The organism is Devosia sp., assembly GCF_035944845.1.
Taxonomy (GTDB): domain Bacteria; phylum Pseudomonadota; class Alphaproteobacteria; order Rhizobiales; family Devosiaceae; genus Devosia_A.
The window spans coordinates 1-17,493 of the sequence record NZ_DASZAW010000078.1 but is presented as its reverse complement, the minus strand read 5'-3'; the positions used below and the strand labels follow the sequence as shown (position 1 = coordinate 17,493).

The 17,493-nt window shown below is 66.4% G+C and carries 12 protein-coding genes; 7 read left to right on the top strand and 5 right to left on the bottom strand.

The window, feature by feature from the left end; translation table 11 throughout:
• The first annotated feature begins 201 nt into the window (after window positions 1-201).
• From VGV07_RS15650 to VGV07_RS15635, 4 genes are read left to right on the top strand one after another with little or no spacing between them, the layout of a single operon-like run.
• Window positions 202-1,107: a sugar ABC transporter permease gene (locus tag VGV07_RS15650; RefSeq protein ID WP_326869652.1), complete on the top strand. Its 906-nt coding sequence runs from the start codon at window positions 202-204 to the stop codon at window positions 1,105-1,107.
• The gene (locus VGV07_RS15645; RefSeq protein ID WP_326869651.1) at window positions 1,104-1,943 is read left to right on the top strand and encodes a carbohydrate ABC transporter permease; all 840 of its coding nucleotides are present in this window, start codon (window positions 1,104-1,106) and stop codon (window positions 1,941-1,943) included. Before VGV07_RS15650 ends, VGV07_RS15645 begins: the two co-directional genes overlap by 4 nt.
• A gap of 18 nt (window positions 1,944-1,961) precedes the next feature.
• On the top strand, window positions 1,962-3,710 hold the full coding sequence (locus tag VGV07_RS15640) for a glycoside hydrolase family 36 protein (protein ID WP_326869650.1): 1,749 nt from the start codon (window positions 1,962-1,964) through the stop codon (window positions 3,708-3,710).
• A 14-nt stretch (window positions 3,711-3,724) separates the two neighbouring features.
• The gene (locus VGV07_RS15635) at window positions 3,725-4,810 is read left to right on the top strand and encodes a LacI family DNA-binding transcriptional regulator (RefSeq protein ID WP_326869649.1); all 1,086 of its coding nucleotides are present in this window, start codon (window positions 3,725-3,727) and stop codon (window positions 4,808-4,810) included.
• A 449-nt stretch (window positions 4,811-5,259) separates the two neighbouring features.
• Here VGV07_RS15635 and VGV07_RS15630 read toward each other — a convergent pair whose 3' ends face one another.
• The gene (locus VGV07_RS15630) at window positions 5,260-6,579 is read right to left on the bottom strand and encodes a mandelate racemase/muconate lactonizing enzyme family protein (protein WP_326869648.1); all 1,320 of its coding nucleotides are present in this window, start codon (window positions 6,577-6,579) and stop codon (window positions 5,260-5,262) included.
• Window positions 6,580-6,610: 31 nt separating this feature from the next.
• The gene (locus VGV07_RS15625) at window positions 6,611-7,534 is read right to left on the bottom strand and encodes a dihydrodipicolinate synthase family protein (RefSeq protein WP_326869647.1); all 924 of its coding nucleotides are present in this window, start codon (window positions 7,532-7,534) and stop codon (window positions 6,611-6,613) included.
• A 139-nt stretch (window positions 7,535-7,673) separates the two neighbouring features.
• Between VGV07_RS15625 and VGV07_RS15620 the strand changes: the two genes are divergently transcribed.
• Both VGV07_RS15620 and VGV07_RS15615 read left to right on the top strand, forming a co-directional pair.
• A complete protein-coding gene (locus tag VGV07_RS15620; protein ID WP_326869646.1) occupies window positions 7,674-8,345 on the top strand; it encodes a GntR family transcriptional regulator in 672 nt (223 codons plus the stop codon).
• Window positions 8,346-8,409: 64 nt separating this feature from the next.
• Window positions 8,410-9,429, top strand: coding sequence for a hypothetical protein (locus VGV07_RS15615; RefSeq protein WP_326869645.1), 1,020 nt, complete (start codon window positions 8,410-8,412; stop codon window positions 9,427-9,429).
• 177 nt (window positions 9,430-9,606) lie between these two features.
• Here VGV07_RS15615 and VGV07_RS15610 read toward each other — a convergent pair whose 3' ends face one another.
• Genes VGV07_RS15610 through VGV07_RS15600 form a run of 3 tightly spaced genes read right to left on the bottom strand, consistent with a single transcriptional unit; the run spans window position 9,607 to window position 16,018 of the window.
• Window positions 9,607-12,243 carry a glycosyl hydrolase-related protein gene (locus VGV07_RS15610; RefSeq protein ID WP_326869644.1) on the bottom strand — a complete coding sequence of 879 codons (2,637 nt, stop codon included), beginning with the start codon at window positions 12,241-12,243 and terminating at the stop codon, window positions 9,607-9,609.
• Window positions 12,244-12,268: 25 nt separating this feature from the next.
• A complete protein-coding gene (locus VGV07_RS15605) occupies window positions 12,269-14,884 on the bottom strand; it encodes a hypothetical protein (protein ID WP_326869643.1) in 2,616 nt (871 codons plus the stop codon).
• A 36-nt stretch (window positions 14,885-14,920) separates the two neighbouring features.
• Window positions 14,921-16,018 (bottom strand): lactonase family protein, encoded by a 1,098-nt coding sequence (locus tag VGV07_RS15600; RefSeq protein ID WP_326869642.1) that lies wholly within the window; start codon window positions 16,016-16,018, stop codon window positions 14,921-14,923.
• Between the two features lie 224 nt (window positions 16,019-16,242).
• On the opposite strand from VGV07_RS15600, the gene VGV07_RS15595 reads away from it, so the two are divergent.
• Window positions 16,243-17,466 (top strand): enolase C-terminal domain-like protein, encoded by a 1,224-nt coding sequence (locus VGV07_RS15595; protein WP_326869641.1) that lies wholly within the window; start codon window positions 16,243-16,245, stop codon window positions 17,464-17,466.
• Window positions 17,467-17,493 lie beyond the last annotated feature (27 nt).

The following is a 17,493-nucleotide window of genomic DNA, read 5'->3' as shown; positions in this document are numbered from 1 at the left end:
GGGACTCTCAGTGGTCCTCCCCCGTGCAACGGGGGAGGGGGACCGCCGAAGGCGGTGGAGGGGGCGGCCGGAGGCGCCGGTGTTTGTGGTCGCCCCCTCCACCAGCTCCGCTGGTCCCCCTCCCCCGCTGCGCGGTGGAGGGCCACTGAGAGATCGGTGGCTCTTCATATGCGATCGCCCTGCTCCCTTCCGGTGAACCAGATGACGTCGTCCAAGCTGCAGCCGGCCACGCGCCGGCGCTGGCGAGGCTCCGCGCCGCGCCTCACGCCTTACCTGTTCCTGTTGCCCGTGCTGCTGCTGTTCGCCGGCTTCAAGGTCTACCCGTATCTGTATGCAGCCTGGCTGAGCCTCACCAAGATCATCAAGGGGCAGACCACCTTTGTCGGGCTGGGCAACTACGCCCGGCTCGCCACCGATCCGATCTTCTACAAGGCGCTCAGCAACACGGTGATCATCCTCGTCACCCAGGTGCCGCTGATGCTGGGGCTGGCGCTGGTGCTGGCCGTCGCATTCAACTCGGCGCTCCTCAAGTTCCGCGCCTTCTGGCGCACCGCGTATTTCGTGCCGATCGTCATGGGGCTGGTCGCCTACGGCATCCTGTTCTCGACGCTGCTCAACAACCACTATGGGCTGGTGAACTTCCTGCTCGAGTCCGTAGGGCTGCCGCGGGTGCCGTGGCTGGCCGATCCGGTATGGGCCAAGGTCTCGATCATCATCGCCTTGACCTGGCATTACACCGGCAACAGCGCGGTGATCTACCTGGCGCAGCTGCAGTCGATCCCCGGCGAGCTCTATGAGGCCGCCGAGATCGACGGCGCCAGCACCTGGCAGCGCTTCTGGCACATCACCCTGCCCGGCCTTCGGCCAGCCATAACGCTTACCGTGGTGCTCTCGACCATCGGCACGCTGCAGCTGTTCGACGAGCCGTACGTGCTGACCAATGGCGGGCCCAACAACGCCACCCTGACCATCGGCATGTACCTCTACCAGAACGGCTTCAAGTACTTCGATTTCGGCTACGCCTCGGCCATCGGCTACGTGCTGACCGGCATTATCGGGGTGATCGCGCTGATCCAGTTCCGGTTCCTCAGGGAGAAGCAGGCATGAGGATCGATCGCAGTCCCCGGGCGCGCACCGCCAGCTTCGCCGTCAGCATCGTCATCGCCATCGGCGCCGTGCTGATGCTGGCCCCGTTCTACTGGCTGATCGTCGCCAGTACCCATCGGACGCGCGACATCTTTTCCAACCCGCCGAACCTCGTGCCGGGCGACCAGTTGTGGGTCAACCTCACGAACCTGTTCGTCGGCGAAGGGTTCGGCCAGGCGGTGCTCAACTCGACGCTGGTGGCGGCCATCTATGCGCTGCTGGGCGGGCTCGTCTGCACGGCAGCCGGCTATGCCTTCGCCAAGTTCCGCTTTGCCGGGCAGGGCGTGCTGTTCGGCACGGTGCTGGTGATCCTGGCGCTGCCCTCGCAGGTGACTCTGGTGCCGCTGTTCCAGATCATGGTGCAGCTCAACTGGCTCAACACCTACCAGGCGCTGATCCTGCCCAACCTGGCGCTGCCGTTCGGCATCTTCCTGATGCGGCAGACCATGCAATCGGTGCCCGATGAACTGATCCAGGCGGCACGGGTCGATGGCGCCGGCGAGTTCCGCATCTTTGCGCAGATCGTCCTGCCGACGATGCGGCCGGCGCTCGCGGCGCTGGGGATCTTCCTGTTTCTCGCGCAGTGGAACGACTTCGTCTACCCGCTGATCGTGCTCAGGACCTCAGACGCCTACACGGTCCCCGTGGCGCTCGCCTCGATGCAGGGGCTCAGCGACACCGATTACGGCCAACTGCTCGCCGGCACCATGGTGTCGGTGCTGCCGGTGCTCGGGCTGTTCCTGTTCCTGCAACGTCATTTCGTCGCCGGCATCCTCGCCGGCGCGGTCAAGCAATAGCATTAGGAGACTGGCACCGTGCTGCTGGAAGACTACGCATCCGTCATGGCCCCTGCCGCCACCGGCATTGCCGGCGTCGAGGTGACGCTCGGCACCGGCTGCCGGGTGGTCGGCAAACAGAGTGTTGGCAATCTCGAGATCACGACGATCGAAACCGATGGCGCGATGTTTCGAGTCTCGCTGGAAGTACCGCTCGGCGACGTCGAGGGCTACTGGTACCCCAACGTTTCGATGCGGGCACTGCCGGCCGACTGGAGCGGGCGCGACAAGACCAGCATTATCTCGTCCAGCCCGCTCGGCTGCGTCTATGACCGGCACGGCAACTCGATCCTCGCCTTCTGCTTCGACCGGCAGATCGAGGAAAGCCAGCTGCGCTTCGGCGTGTCCGAGGAGCACAAGAGCTTCGTCATCTATTACGAGCATGACCCCAAGGGGCCACGCACTATCCGCCTCGCCACGGCGCGGGCCGGGCTCGGGCACGCCGAGGCGGTCGGGCTGCTGCGCGACTGGCTGCGGGACGATATCGGTGAGCCCCTGCCGGTCCCCTTTGCCGGCACGGTGCCGGTCTACTGCACCTGGTATGCCTATGCGCAGAACATCGATGCCCAAAAGATCGAACGGGATGCGGCGCTGGCGGCGGAACTCGGCTGCAAGGCGGTGATCATCGACGACGGCTGGCAGAAGCTCGCCACCGGCCGTTGGTATGCGGGTTGCGGCGACTGGGTCGCCGACCCCGTCAAGTTCCCCGATATGGCCGGGCATATCGACCGGGTACACGGGCTCGGCATGTCGGTGATCCTGTGGGTGGCGCCACTGCTGCTGGGCGAGAACAGCGAGGCCTACGCGCGGCTGAAGCAGTTCGCGCCCTATCACAATGCCGATGGCTGGCGCGCCTCGGCGCTCGACCCGCGCCACCAGGAAGTGCGCGACCACTTCGTTTCCACCTGCGTTCGGCTGGTGCGCGACTATGGTGTCGACGGGCTGAAGATCGACTTTCTCGATGGCGTCGTCGCTTATCAGGGGACGCCAACCGGCGGCGACATTCCCGATGTCGGGCAGGCCCTGCACGCGACCCTCCAGCAACTGAAGGCAGAGTTGCAGGCCGCCGGGCTCGACGAGGTGCTTATCGAGTTCCGGCAGGCCTATGTCGGGCCGGCCACCGCGCCATATGGCAACCTGCTGCGGGTGGGCGACTGCCCGGTCGATGCCAACCAGAACCGCCGTGCCACGGTGAACATGCGGATGATCGCTGCCGGCCAGGTGATCCACTCCGACCCGACCGTGTGGGACCATCGCGCCGGCGCGGAGCCGGCGGCGCGACAGCTGCTCAACGCCTATTTCAGCGTGCCGCAGGTGTCGATGGATCTCACCAGCCTGCCGTGGGCGCAGCGCAAAGCCGTGCAGACGGTGCTCGAGAGCTGGATGGAGGACCGCGAAGCCGTGCTGTTCGGCGAAGTGAGCGCCGGGCTGCCATCGGAAGGCTATCCGGTGGTGCAGGCGCGGCACCAGGGGCGGCTGGTGGTCGGCGTCTATCAGCAAATGGTGGTCGAGATCGGGCTCGACGGGGTCGACGAACTCAAGCTGCTCAACGCGACTTCCCACGATCGGATCGTTGTGCGATGGACCGGCAAGCCCATGCGGCTGAGCGGCATCGCCCACTCCGCCCATGGCGATATCGGTATACCGCTTGAAGTCAGCACTGAGGGGCTTACCGAACTCACCATTCCGGTGTCTGGTATCGCAACGCTCAAGGTTCTGAACGAGTAACGACAAGAGGCATCGTGGACAGGTCCGACGACAGCAACGGATCGCGCCAACAGCGCGGCCGCACCGGTGGGACGGAGGGCGCGGCGCATCGGCACCGCCCCCGCTCGCCGGCTGCCAACATCGGACTGGCCACGGTGGCGGAGCTCGCCGGAGTCAGCGAAGCCACGGTCAGCCGGGTGCTCAACCGCAAGTACGGCGTGTCGGCGGCGACGCGCGAGGCGGTGGAAGCCGCGATGAAGAAGGCCGGCTATGAGCGGCAGCTGAAGGGCGAGCTGGTGCTGCTGCTGGTGCCCGGCGTCGCCGAAGCGATCTTTGCCGACCTCTGCGAAGCCATCGAGAATGAAATCGCGCCCTATGGCCTGCGCGCGGTGATCTGCCCGGGCACGCAACGCGAGCGCGACTATGTCGAGGCGATGATCGATGCCGGCATCGCCGCCGTGGTGTTCCTGTCGTCGAGCAATACGGTGCGCAATGCCGATCCGGTAGCGCGGCAGCTGCTGCAATCGCGCGGCATCCCGTTCATCTGCGTCAATGGCGGATTTCCCGATACGCCCTCGCCGGTGTTTTCGACCGACGACTGGCGCGCCGCCGAGATGGCGGTGGCGCATCTCTACGACCTGGGGCATCGCCGCATCGGCATGTGCGCCGGCCCGGTTGGCAACACCCCGGCCGACCGCCGCGTCGAGGGGTTCGTGCAGGCGATGGACCGGCGCGAACTCCCCAATTCCGAGGATTTCGTGGTGCGGCAATACTACAATGTCGAAGGGGGCCGGCACGCCGCCGAGGAATTGCTGCAACTGGGCGTGACGGCGATCGTGGCGTCGAGCGATGACATGGCGCTCGGGGCGATGCGCGCCATCCAGCGCGCTGGGCTACGAATCCCCGGCGATATCTCGGTGATCGGCTACAACGATTCCTACATGCTGGATTTCACCGACCCGCCGCTGACCGCGGTGCGACAGCCGGTCGAGCGCATTGCCGAGAACACCACCCGCGCCATCGTGGCGCTGACCGCGAACCGCTCGCTGCCACTGGCCGAAGTGTTGATCGATCCGGAATTCCGGCTGCGCGGGTCGACGGCGCCGGTGACGGTGAAGTAGATCGCTTTATCAATGAAGCGGCCACCGTGTTGCCTGCTCTACCGGTCGTCACCCCAGCGAAAGCAGGGACCCATTCCACAGCCGGCGCCGGAGGAAAGTTGGGTCCCCTTCGCTGGGATGACACCGAGCGGGTGGAGCGAACGGCGCAACCGCCATCCAAACGATCACCGGAAAACAGAGAGGCCCAACCAGGAGGTGGAATCTCCAGTTGGGCCTCAGTCATCAGGCGGCGAAGCCCGATGACGTGGTTCACATAGACCCATGACCTGCTTGAGTCCAGCAGCGATTGGTGCGGCAATGCGCCCCCTCTCCCCTGAGGGGAGAGGGCTGGGGTGAGGGGTTCAGCTTCTCAGCGAGCGCTTGTTGCGCCGCTTCACCCCTCAACCGGCGCTTCGCGCCACCTTCTCCCCTGAGGGGAGAAGGGACCGTGCCGACTGCACGTCCAGTTTCTACTCCGGCCAGCGATCGTCCGGGCGCCAGAAGCCGAGCTTGGGGGTGTTCCACTCGTCGGTGGGGAGGAACATGGTGCCGGGGGTGCGCAGGTTCGCTTCGATCGCCTCGAGGTTGAGGTCGATGCCGAGGCCCGGCTTGTCGGGCACGGTGACGTAGCCGTCGGCCATGTATTTGGGCTCGAGGCCGGTGACCAGGCTCTCCCAGAACGGCAGGTCGAGGCCGTGATGCTCGCAGGCGAGAAAGCTCGAGATCGAAGCCGCGGTGTGGATATTGGCCATGAAGCCGATGGGCGAGCCGGCACAGTGCAGCGCCGTCGGGATGCCTTCCTCTTCGGCGTCGTCGGAGATGCGCTTGGTTTCCATCAGGCCGCCCGAGGTGAGCAGGTCCGGGTGGACTATGTCGAAGGCGCGGGTGCGGATCGCCTCGCGGAAGCCGTCACGCAGGTAGAGGTCCTCGCCGGCGGCGATCGGGGTCAGGAGCGCGTCGGCGATCTTCTTGTGGCCCGGGATGTCGAAGCGTGACACCGGGTCTTCCATCCAGGCGAGATCGAACTTTTCGAGTGCCTTGCCGAGCCGGATGACCTCGTCGGAGGTGAGGTAGCCCTCGCCGAAGTGATCGACGCAGATCTGCACGTTGGGACCGACGGCCTGGCGGACTTCGCCGACGACGTGCGCGGCGCGCTCGATGGTGGCGTCGGTGAGCTTGACGCCGCGGCCATGCATCGGCGCCTTGAACGGCCGGCCTTCTTCGTAGGGGAAGTCATATTTAGCGTCGTTGCCGATCAGCGGGCTGTCGCCGGTCTCGAACAGCGAGGGCCGCAAATCGAACTTGATCCAGGTCAGGCCTCGGTCACGACGACCGAGCACCGCGGCGACGAAATCTTCCGGGGTCGGATCGTCGGGGGTCGGGGTGTCGCCGTAGAGACGGACCTTGTCGCGATGCTTGCCGCCGAGCAACTGGTAGCACGGTACGCCGTAGACCTTGCCGATCAGATCCATCAGCGCGATCTCGATGCCCGAGACGCCGCCGCCCTCGCGACCCCAGTTGCCGAAGCGCTTGATGGTGCGGAAGATCATGTCGACGTTGCAGGGGTTCTGCCCGACCAGCATCGACTTGAACTGCAGCGCGTTGACGGCATGGCCGGCGTCGCGCACTTCGCCAAGCCCATAGACGCCCTGGTTGGTGTCGATCCTGAGGATCGGGTAGTCGTAGTTGGCGGCCACCACGGCGAGCCGCATGTCGGTGATGCGGAGCTCGGACGGGTTCGAGTGGGTGGATATGGCGTTTTCGATCCGCCCCAGTTGCTTGTCGGTCATCTGCTTTCTCGGTGTTGCGGGTTTCGACCGCTCAGCGGCGGTGCATATAGGCGGGGAGCATCAGGTCGGCGAGGTCGTCCATGATGGCGGCGGCCTCGGCGCGGGCGGCATCGTCCAGCGTCCGGAAGCCGGATTGACGGACGGCAGTGCTGGGGATCACGCCACGGGCTTTCAGCACCTCCTTCATCAGCGGCATGCCGTAATTGCTCTCCATGTCGAGCAGCGGCAGCAGGCGCTGGAAGATGTTGCGGGCGCGCTTGTCGTCCTTGGCTTCGATGGCGTTCCACAGCGCCACGTGCACGTCGGCGATCTCGCAGGCCGGCATGGTGCCGGAGACGCCGTGACGAGCCTCCTCCATCAGCGTCTTGCCGGCCTTGCCGCCCATCACGCCCTGAAGCTTGTCGCCACAGAGCCGGATGATCTCGCCGACAGTCTGGGCCGGGTAGCCGGACTCTTCCTTGACGAAGCGGGCGGTAGGGATCTCGCTCACCAGCTCGGCGATGAGGCTAGCGCTCAGCGGCGAGGCGCCCTGCCCCGAGACGTTCTGGATCACCAAAGGCAGCGCGGTGGCGGCGCCGATCGCCGTGTAGTGCGCCTTGATGTCGGCCGGGCTCGAGGGGTGCAGCGTCGGCGGCAGCGACATCACCGCATCGGCGCCGATGCTTTCGGCATGGCGGGCGAAGGCGACGGCGAGGTGATAGTGCGGGGCCGAGACGGCAACGATCACCGGCACCCTGCCCCTCGCCTTCGCCACAACGATCTCGGCGGCGCGGCGACGTTCGGCTTCGCTGAGGTAGCCGCCTTCGCTGGCCAGCGCGTTGGCGACGACGCCATGGACGCCCGCCGCAAGGCAGAAGTCGAGGGTGCGCTCGAGAGCCGCTTCATCCAGCCGGAAGTCGTCGGTGAACGGCGTCGTGACGATCACGAAGATGCCGCGGTAGTCGTTGCGATCCATGGGGATGCCTTCATGTTCTGGACCAGGCGGCGAGGCGCGGCCCGTCGGGAATGCGCTGGACCTCCCCGTCCTGCGCAACGTATAGGACGATGCAAGATCGTATCAAATGTGTCAACATCGTATACGATGTGAGGTTGCCATGATCCCGGACAGTTCCGCCCCCAAGACCGAGACCAGCTACCAGCGGGTCACCAACCTGCTGCGCAGCGAAATCCTCGCCGGCGACATCCCCCTTGGCGGCCGGCTGACCATGACGGCGATCGCCGACCGCTTCGGGGTCAGCGTGCAGCCGGTGCGCGAGGCATTGCAGCAGCTCGAGGGCGAGGGGCTGGTGGAGATGATCCCCAATCATGGAGCGCGGGTGCGCCGGCTCGACCGCAACCGGCTGGTCCACTCCAGCGAGATCGGCGAGGCGCTCGAATGCTACCTCGCCCGGCAGTTCGCCGAGGAGGCCTCGCTGTCATCGCTGCGCCAGCTCGAAGCCTTGCAGGTGGAGCACGATGCGGCGATCGAGGCGATGGACTGGGCCCGCATCGACGCCGCCAATCGGGCCTTCCACCGCTTCATCAACACGCATGGCGGCAATGTCGAAGCGGCCGACCTCATCGCGCGATATTATGGCCTCAGCGAAGGCTTGATGAACAAGCACGGTCGCGACAAGGCGTTTGCCGAGCGGGTGCGCGCCGAGCACCACGCGCTGCTCGAGGCGTTCCGCTGCCGCGATCCCGAGGCCGCCGGACGGATCAACGCGGACCACGTCCGTGGCACCGTGGCCGCGGTGCTCGCCGCCTTCGAGACGACCCTGCGCTGAGCGGCGGGTTGTCGGCGCAGCCGTCATGGGCGAGTGTCGGGCGAATGAAAACAAGGGAGTGACGATGACCAAGCCGGGTGAAACGCGATCGCTGGTCTGGGCGCATGGCTTGGTCAGCGTCGAGAGCCTGGGTGGGATGCTTGGGCCGACGCTGTTCGTGTTGCCCGACGGCCGGCAGGTGGCGCCGTTCCAGGTGGCGCCATGGGCGAACGAGCCCGGTGGCGAGGCCCTGCCCGGCATTTTGAAGCGGCTGCGCGGCGAATGGCCCTGTGTACCGTTCGGGGTAGACGGGGATCGCCCGGCGAACGGCGACTGGCCGGGATCGACGGCACGCCCCACGGTCGATACCGACCCGCATGGCTTCAGCTCCAACCATGACTGGCAGTTCGAGGCCGCAGCCGATGGCAGCATCGCACTGAGCATCGCCTACCCTGACAGACATCCGATCAAGGCGCTGCACCGGCGCGTCACCCCCGATCCGCAGACGACGGCGCTGGACTTCCAGCTCGTCATCGAGGTGCGGGCCGACTGCACTTTGCCGCTGGGCCTCCATCCCTCGTTCCGGCTGCCGAGCAAGGTCGGCGCCATGCATATCGAAGTGGGGGACGGGATCACCGGCGCCACCTTCCCCGGACCGGTAGACGACACCTCGATCTTCGAGCAGGGTCGGTTCCAGACGCCGTGGCGCGATGTAGCGCTGAAGGACGGGTCGCGGCTCGATGTCAGCCGGGTGCCGTTGCCGCAGGCGACCGAGGAAATCCTGCAGCTCCTGGACATGCCGGGGACGGCGTCGCTGTGGAACAGCGCCGAGGGCTATCGGGTGCGGCTCAGCTGGAACCCCGAGCATTATCCGAGCGCCCTGCTCTGGATGTCGAACCGCGGCCGGCAGATGGCCCCATGGAACGGCCGGCACCTGGCGCTCGGGTTCGAGCCGATCTGTTCGGCGTTTGATTTGGGGCCGCAGATCTCGGTGGCGGACAATCCGATCTCAAGGCGGGGGACGAAGACGGCCCGCCGGTTCAGTGCCGGCGAGCGGTTCGTGACACGGTATCGGATTGGGGTGGAAGCGGCGGAGGTCGTGTAGGGTATCGGCTGCCGCCCGCCCCCACCCAGCTGCGCTAAGGGCCGTTGGCCCTAGCTGCGCTACCCTCCCCACAAGGGGGAGGGAAAGCGAAAGAACCGAACCTGGCAGTCAGGTCTCCCTCCCCCTTGTGGGGAGGGATCAAGGGTGGGGGTGGCCACACGCGCTGACCTGTCGACGTCACCCCTCCGGCGTAAACCGCACCAGCACCGTCCTGATCTCCCGTGGCTGCACCTCCACCGTCAACGCCTTGCCATCAAGCGCGATCGCCGCACCCGGATGCTCGATCGGGTCGGCGTTGCGGGCAGCTGCCGGGTTGCCGGTAAAGATCACCGTCTGCCTGGCCGGCTTCTCGGAGAGGTTCTGCAGGCGCAGCGCCACCCAGCCATTGTCCTCGCCCGGCTTGACGGTGACCAGCACCGGCGACGTCGCGTCGGTGCCGAAGAAGCTGTCGCTCAGCTGGCCTGTCGGCTTGATGTCGCGCATCGCCACCGGCGGGATCGCGACTTCGGCGGCGAACTTTGCTGCGGCCGCGGCGTCAGCCGGGCCTTCGTGGGTGGTGAGGCGGTAGCGCAGCGGGATGCGGCCGGACTGGGCCGACTTGAAGTTCACCAGCCAGTGGTTGTTGAGCGCCCAGCTCATGATCGTCGGGCCTTCAGGCTGAAGGGTCCGGTTCCACTTGCCGGTGGTGATGCCGCCCAGGTGCGCCAGCGGTGCATCGAGCGGCACGACGGTAACGCCGCGCTTCGTATCACTGACATCGACCCAGCGTCCGACCGGGTACCAGTCCTTGGCGGCACCATCGAGCTGATCGGTATTGGGCACAGCGGGGATGCCGTTGAGATCGAGCAGGAAATCGGGCTTCCCGAGGTTGAACGGGAAGGCGACGAACACCGCCTCGGCATCGGCATGCTCAAGCTTGGCGATGCTCCAGTCGACGACGACGCATTTGGTGTCGGCATCGAGGGCGTAGACCACCGTCGCGGCGGAAACACCCGGCGCCTCGATGTGAACGGCGATCGAGGCGCGACCTTCGAAAATCGTCGCTGGATCGAGCGTCACCTTGGTCGCGGTTTCGCGCTTCCAGGGCGTGTCGGTGTGGCCGGTGAAGAATTCCGGCTTGTCGAAACTGATATCGGCGATGGCGAGGCGATCGTCGGGGGAGTCGACGGTTTCGTAGACATATTCACCCGGGCCCCAGCCCTGGTACGTGCCGGCGAAATCGTGGCCCTGCGCCTTGTCGAAGAGCTCGGCGATGGCGCCGGTCTTGCCGTCGATGCGGATGCGATAATGGCGGTTCTCGATGGTATCGCCACTGGCCTTGAGGTCACCGGCCGGGACGCCTTTCTTCAAGTCGAGGAAGGCGTAGCCCATCGGCGGGATGGTGCCGGCAACGCGGCGGATTTCCGGGTAGGGACGCGGGCCGCCCCAGGTGCTGCGGCGGTTGAAGAAGGTATCGAGCATGCCGACCGGCGCGGCGCCGCCACGCGGTTCGGGCTCCTCGACGATGACCCGGCGCTCCCAGGGCAGCGTGTTGAACACCAGCACCTCGTCGATGCCCGAGGCCTCGAAGGCTTCCTTGGGATCGAGGTTGCCGAGGTTGAAGATGCCTTCCGGCCCCTTGGTGCCGAGCGGCGCGGCCAGCGCATTGGCGGCCTTGGCGACGGTGCCGTGGCCTTCCATGGCGGCGGTGTAGGCGAAGCCGGCCTTGCGGTTCCACTGCGCCTGGCTGAACAGCGAGTGCGGCGCTTCCACCGAGGAATAGGCACCCCAGGTGTGCTCGTCGAACAGCGTCATCGACTCGTAGATGCCGGCAGCCCGAGCGGCATTCCAGTCGCCCTGCCCCTTGCTGCGACGCCAGGCCTCGAGCGCCTCGCCGATGCCGACGATCTCGTGGGCGGCGCGGTTGACGCCGACTTCGAAGGCCGAGGAGCCGACCCCATCGGCCCAGTGATCGGTCCAGTCGCCGCGCTGCGTGCCGATGACCTTCGAATACTTGTCCTCCAGCAGCCGGCCGAAATCGGTGACGGTGATGAACTCCATGCGGACATTCTGGCGCTCGTCGTTCCAGCGGCGGACGAAATCCGGCATGCGTGCATCGGGCGGACCGTTATCGACGCGCACCGGGTGGGTGGATTCGCAGTAGAGGAAATCGAACGGATAGCTCGCGTCGTTCTCGAGCTCGTCGATCCAGCGCGGCAGCAGCCGATCGACCAGGTCCCAGTTGCCGAGACCGGCCTGGCTGCGGCCGAACAGATAGTGATAGCCGTTCCAGGCCAGCACCTTTTTGCCGCTCGGGCCTTCCCAGCGGAAGGCGCCGGGGAACGGTTTTGGGCGGGCGCCGCGGATCGGGTTGATGGCGGCGGTGTAGAACTTGATGCCCAGATCGGCGAGGAGATCGGCATAGAGCCAGCTGACGCCATTGACGTCGTCCTGCATGGCGGCCTCGACGTGAAAGCCGAACTCGTCGCGCAGCGCCCTGAGCGGGTAGAGCGAGCGGTGCATCTGCTCGACATTGAGCAGCGGCGTCATGTTGTACTGCATGCCGGCGATATCGATGCGGCCCTGCTCGTGCCAGTGGCGGAAGCGGGCCACCTCGGCGGGGCTCGCCTGCCGGAGGTAGCGGAGGAACGGCCCGGTGGTCTCGACGGTCCAGCGATACTGCGCCTCGGCCGGATAGCGGTCGGTGGCCTCGATCAGATCGAGGGCCTGGCCGACGAACTCGCCGTGCTGGCGCAAGGCCAGCTCCTGATAGTCGGTGAAGCCGATATCGGTGTGGGCGTGGTTGCAGATGTAGATCGTCTTGATCTTGCTCACGGGGTTCCTCCTCCAGAGAGTAGATTTAGCTCAGGGCAATGCGGGTCCAGGCGCGGGGCGCGACGGGGAAGCTGACGGCGCCGCCGCTGACCGGCAGGGCTTCGCCGGCGCCGCCCGAAAGCGGCGTGCGGCTGGCCTGGCTCGGCTTGAAGCTGCCGGCGCCGATCCTGGCGGTGACCGCGCTGTCACCGGGGTTGAGCACGGTGAGCGCCACGCCATTGCCATCGGCCTCGAGCCGGGTGAGCAGGGCGGTGCCGAGATCGAGCTGCAAGAGGCTCGCGGCGGTGGCCCTGACCGGCCCACGTTCGGCGTAGACATGCGCGGCCAGCGGCTGGGCGTAACTGAGTGCGGCCTGGGCCGAGGCGCCGAGTTCGCGGCGGGGCGACGGCACCAGGGTGAAGCGGAACTTGCTCTGCCCGCCCTGATCGGCCTGGAAGTTGGTGCTCCAGTAATTGTTGGTGAGCCATGCCACCAGAGTCGGGCGTTCGCGGGTGACGCGGCCATCGGGATCGCCGAAGCGGCCGAAGGTGTAGCCGCCGACCTGCCAGAGCGGCGCATCCGGGCAGGCGACGGTCACTTCGGACGTGGTGTCGCCGATGCGGATGAAGCGTTGCGCGGTGATGTAGTGCCGGCTGGCATATGGCAGTTGCTCATCGTCGAGCTTGGCGATGGCGCCGCCGGTTTCGTAATGCGCGTCCCAGCCCGCGGCGAGCGCAGTCGGCATCGGCAGATAGAGGGCGTGCGGCTCGGTGATGGGTTGCTTCTTGACCGTAGCTTCGACATGCAGCACCGGTTCATCGCCGACGAGGCGATAGAGCACGTCGACCTTGTCGCCATTGGGCAATTCGAAACTCTGGACGATGCGGGCATTGCCGCGTTCCACTGCTTCGCTGGTGCCGACCAGCTTGCCGTCGAAGCGCTCGGCTTGCCAGTCGCGGTGCCAGGCAAGGTGCCAATCGGGCGACTCGAGGTCGGGCTGGCCGAACATGTCGGTGCGGATGCCCGAGGCGATCTGCTCCAGCACCGGCATGCCGAACTTCAGGTGCTCCGTGGCCGGGCCGGCATATTCGGTGCCGTCGAGCTTGAGCGAGTTCAACCCACCGGCCGCATCGAAAGTGACCACTAGGCGGCCATTGGAGAGCACGCCGTCTTTTGCCGACAGTTTGCCGTTCGGCATGACGGCGGCTTTGGCAGCCGGGATAGTGACATAGCTCAGCGCCGGGACTTCCACAGGGGCGGTGTAGTAGGCGCCGGGCTCGGGCAGGTCGGAGGTGACAACGTCCTGGCGCTGCACCCGGTGCGTCGAGGGGCCGGTGGGCACCAGGTCCTCGAGGCCGAAGCCGCGCTTGGGGTCCGGTGCATCGGTCATGGGCGGCAGGTAGGGCAGCCGCACCGACTGCTTCACCGCAAAGCCATGCGGGTTGTAGAGCAGCAGCGTCGGCTCGTCGCCGCCGGCATCGATCCCCAGCCGCTCGAGGCCATCGCGGCGCAGCATGCGGGCGACACTGGCGCCTTCGGCGACGGTCGCGAGCTTCAGCAGTTGCTGGGTGCGGGTTTCTGGCGACCAGGGTTGCGAGATCGAACGGTCGGCGCCCCAGGTGTGCTCGGCATAGAGCGCGAGGCCCTTGCGGGCGACATCGTGCAGCATGGCGCGACGGCGCGGCGCCTCGGTCGGGTGCCAGGCGTCGAGGCCGGTGGCGGCATCGAGGTCGCGCTGGCCGCGCATCGCCTGCGCGGTTTCGTGTGCGGTCGAGCCGGCGCCGAAATTCCACCAGTCGGTCCAGTCGCCGCGCAAAGTCTCCATGGTCTCAGCCGGCTGCTGGCGGACGCGGTCGAAGAACTCGCTGATCGTCCCGAGCCGGAGCTTGATGCCGCCGGTCGAGGCGTTGCCCTCGGTGAAGTTGCGGATGAAATCGGGCAGCGCCGCCTGCGGCGAACCGTTGTCGTGGTAGCGGACATTGGTGATCTGCATCATCAGGAAGGGATGCGGATAGCCGGTCGCCTCCCACTTTCTGGCCCAGCGCGGCACGCGAGCCCGGGCCTCTTCCATATTGGTGGGGATCTGCAGGCTGCGATCCGAGGTCACGCCGTAAATGAAGCCGTTATAAGCGGTGATGCTGCGGCCGCCCGGCGCCTGCCAGTTGAAGGCGCGCGGCCAGGGTTTCAGCGCATGGCCATAGTGCTCGTTGATGGCCATCGAGATGCCGGTGATGCCGTGATCGAGCAGCGCATCGACGACGCCCCAGGGCAGGCCGTTGACGTCGGTGTTCATCGCCGAGCGCACCGGGATGCCGAGCTCGCGGAAGAATTTCAGCGGCTTCAGCACATCGACGACCATCGAGTGGTCCATCAGCGGGGTCATGTGCCAGCCCATGCCGGCGACTTCGATCTGGCCGCGTTTCACCGCGGCGAGGAAGCGATCGCGGTCGGCATTGGATGCATGCACCCACCAATCCATGGTTCCGCCGGTGACTTCGCAGGTCCAGCGGAACTTGGCGTCATCGGGGTAATCGGCGGTGCGCTCGGCGATATCGAGCGCCTCGTCGATGAACCGGCGGTGCAACTCCATCACCACCGGCTGCGGGTGGGTGTAGCCGATGTCGGTATGGCTGTGATGGACGAAGAGGATTTCGTTGATCATGGGTGGCTCTGATGAACGGGGTGAAGGGGGAGCCGCCTAGAAGGCGGCGAGTTTGACCGACATCGGCGTGCCGACATCGAAATGCTGAAGGGGGTCGGACAGTGTGCCGGCGGCGTGGTCGACGGCAAACACGGTCAGCCGATCGGAATCCTGGTTGGCGACGACGAGGTGCCGGCCGGAAGGCGAGAAGGCGAGATCCCTAGGCGTGGCGCCGCCGCTCGGCCAGCGGCCGGTTTGCGTCAGCTTGCCGGTCGTGGCGTCGATGCGGAGCGCCAGGATGTCGTTGCAGACGCGCAAGCCCACAAACAGATGCCGGCCATCGGCGCTGAGCACGATGCCTGCTGGCTGGACGATGCCGCCATCGAGCGACGGGATGGCGAAGGCGTCGCGCTGGCTGAGCGCGCCGGTTACGGGATCGACGCCGAGGCTGACCACGGTGGGGATCAGTTCGCTGACCATGAAGATGGCGCTGCCATCGGCCGAAAACACCAGGTGGCGCGGACCGAGCCCCGGCGGCAGGGTGAAATCTCGGGCTGCGTCGTGGGTCAGGCTGCCATCGGCGCCGAGCCGGTAAGCGACGAGTTGGTCGATGCCAAGGTCGGCGACGTAGACGATGTCGCCTGAGGGAGCGGGCACCACGCAATGGGCATGCGCCGTGGTCTGGCGCGCGGCGTTGGGACCGCTGCCAGTGTGGCGGACGTTTGCCACCGCAGCACCGAGCGAGCCGTCGCCGGCGATCGGAAAGACGCTGAGCGCCGCATCGGGCCAACCCTCGGGGTTGGCGCCGTTGTAATTGGCGACCAGCAGGAATCTTCCGTCGGTCGAGAGGCTGGCATGGCAGGCCTCGTTGCCGAGGGTCGGCTGGCGGTTGATCAGCCGTAATCCACCCGGCTCCACCGCATAGGCGGCGATGGCACTTTGCTGGGTGCCGGTGATCTCGCAGGTCGAATAGAGCCGGCCGCGCGCTGCGTCCGTCACCAGCCAGGCGGTGTCGTCGACGCCGCCGACTCGATCCACTGCGCCCAGCCGCCCGGTTTCGTCGTCGAAGCTCAGCCGCGAAATGCCCTCGCCGTTGGCCGCGCCGTATTGCGGCATCGAGCGCGTCAGGCTCCCGGTGAATGCGTAAATCGGCACGACGTCCCTCCCGCTTTTCCCCGTCATTGCCCGCCGCGCCCTGTCGGCGCTTGCCAAGCCCGCTCGTTTGGAACAGGATCGAGGGCAATTGACACAACTAGTATGGTAGACCTACAACGGCTTGGCAAGGGAGCACGACACCGATGCGGGATGCGACAAAAGCAGCACCCGGATCGTCGGCGAACGGCTCCCCTGCCCGTTCGAAACGCCGAGACCGCAACCGAATGAAGATCGTCGATATCAAGGCCACCACCGTCGCCGTGCCGCTCGAGGCGCCGCTGCGGCATGCGTCGGGCGCCCATTGGGGGCGGTTCGTGCGCACCATCGTCGAGGTGGTGACCGACGAAGGAATTTCCGGCTGGGGGGAACTCGGCGGCGGCGGCGAAAGCGCCGAGGCCGCGGTCAAGGGCCTGCTGCCCTACCTCAAAGGGCATGACCCGCTGCAGCTCGAACAGCTGCGCTGGAAGATCATGAACCCCGTGGCGAGCCTCTATAATTCACGCATGCAGGTGCATGCGGCGCTCGAGATGGCCTGCATGGACGTGGCCGGCAAAGCCCTTGGGGTGCGAGCCTGCGACCTGATCGGCGGGGCGCTGCGCGAAAAGATCCCGTTCGCCAGCTACCTGTTCTATCGCTACGGCAACGAGAAGAACGGTTTTGGCGACGAGTTCTCGGCCGAGGCGCTGGTCAGGGAGGCCAAGCGACAGAAGCAACTGCACGGCTTCAAATCGCACAAGCTGAAGGGCGGCGTCTTCGCGCCCGAGCACGATGTCGAAGTATTCTCGGCGATTGCCGAGGCGCTGCCCGGCGATCGCTTCCGGCTCGACCCCAATTCGGTGTGGTCGGTGGAAGAGTCGATCTGGGTGGCCAACCAGATCGCCCATATCCGCAACGACTATTTCGAGGACCCGTGTTTCGGGCTCGAGGGCATGCGGCGGTTGCGCGACCGCATCTCCATTCCCACCGCCACCAATACGGTGGTGGTGAATTTCGAGCAGCTCGCAAGCTGCATCAAGCATGACGCGGTGGATGTGATCCTGCTCGACACCACGTTCTGGGGCGGCCTGCGGCAGGCCTACAAGGCCGGCCAGGTGCTCGAGACGTTCCAGTTCGGGGCCAGCGTCCACTCCTCGGGCGAACTCGGCATCCAGCTCGCCTCGATGCTGCACCTTGGCGCGGCGCTGCCCAACATGAGCTTTGCGGCGGACGCGCATTACCATCACCTGCTCGACGACATCATCGTCGGCGGCAAGCTCAAATATGTCGATGGCGAGATCGCCCTGCCCAAGGGGCCAGGGCTCGGCGTCGAGGTCGACCGCGACAAGCTCGCCCAGTACGCCGCCTATTACCGCGAGGTCGGCGGCTACACCTATGACCGCGATCCGCAGCGTCCGGACTGGTACTCGATCCAGCCCGAGATGCGCTACGCCGACCCAGCCGGACGATAAGAGGCGCCATGGCAACCGTTACCCTCC

Bases quoted from the DNA above. Each gene is read 5' to 3' on its own strand.
- VGV07_RS15625 (WP_326869647.1), bottom strand. From the start codon at position 7,534: ATGGATCGCAACGACTACCGCGGCATCTTCGTGATCGTCACGACGCCG.
- VGV07_RS15620 (WP_326869646.1), top strand. From the start codon at position 7,674: ATGATCCCGGACAGTTCCGCCCCCAAGACCGAGACCAGCTACCAGCGG.
- VGV07_RS15595 (WP_326869641.1), top strand. From the start codon at position 16,243: ATGAAGATCGTCGATATCAAGGCCACCACCGTCGCCGTGCCGCTCGAG.
- VGV07_RS15630 (WP_326869648.1), bottom strand. From the start codon at position 6,579: ATGACCGACAAGCAACTGGGGCGGATCGAAAACGCCATATCCACCCAC.
- VGV07_RS15650 (WP_326869652.1), top strand. From the start codon at position 202: ATGACGTCGTCCAAGCTGCAGCCGGCCACGCGCCGGCGCTGGCGAGGC.
- VGV07_RS15645 (WP_326869651.1), top strand. From the start codon at position 1,104: ATGAGGATCGATCGCAGTCCCCGGGCGCGCACCGCCAGCTTCGCCGTC.
- VGV07_RS15615 (WP_326869645.1), top strand. From the start codon at position 8,410: ATGACCAAGCCGGGTGAAACGCGATCGCTGGTCTGGGCGCATGGCTTG.
- VGV07_RS15605 (WP_326869643.1), bottom strand. From the start codon at position 14,884: ATGATCAACGAAATCCTCTTCGTCCATCACAGCCATACCGACATCGGC.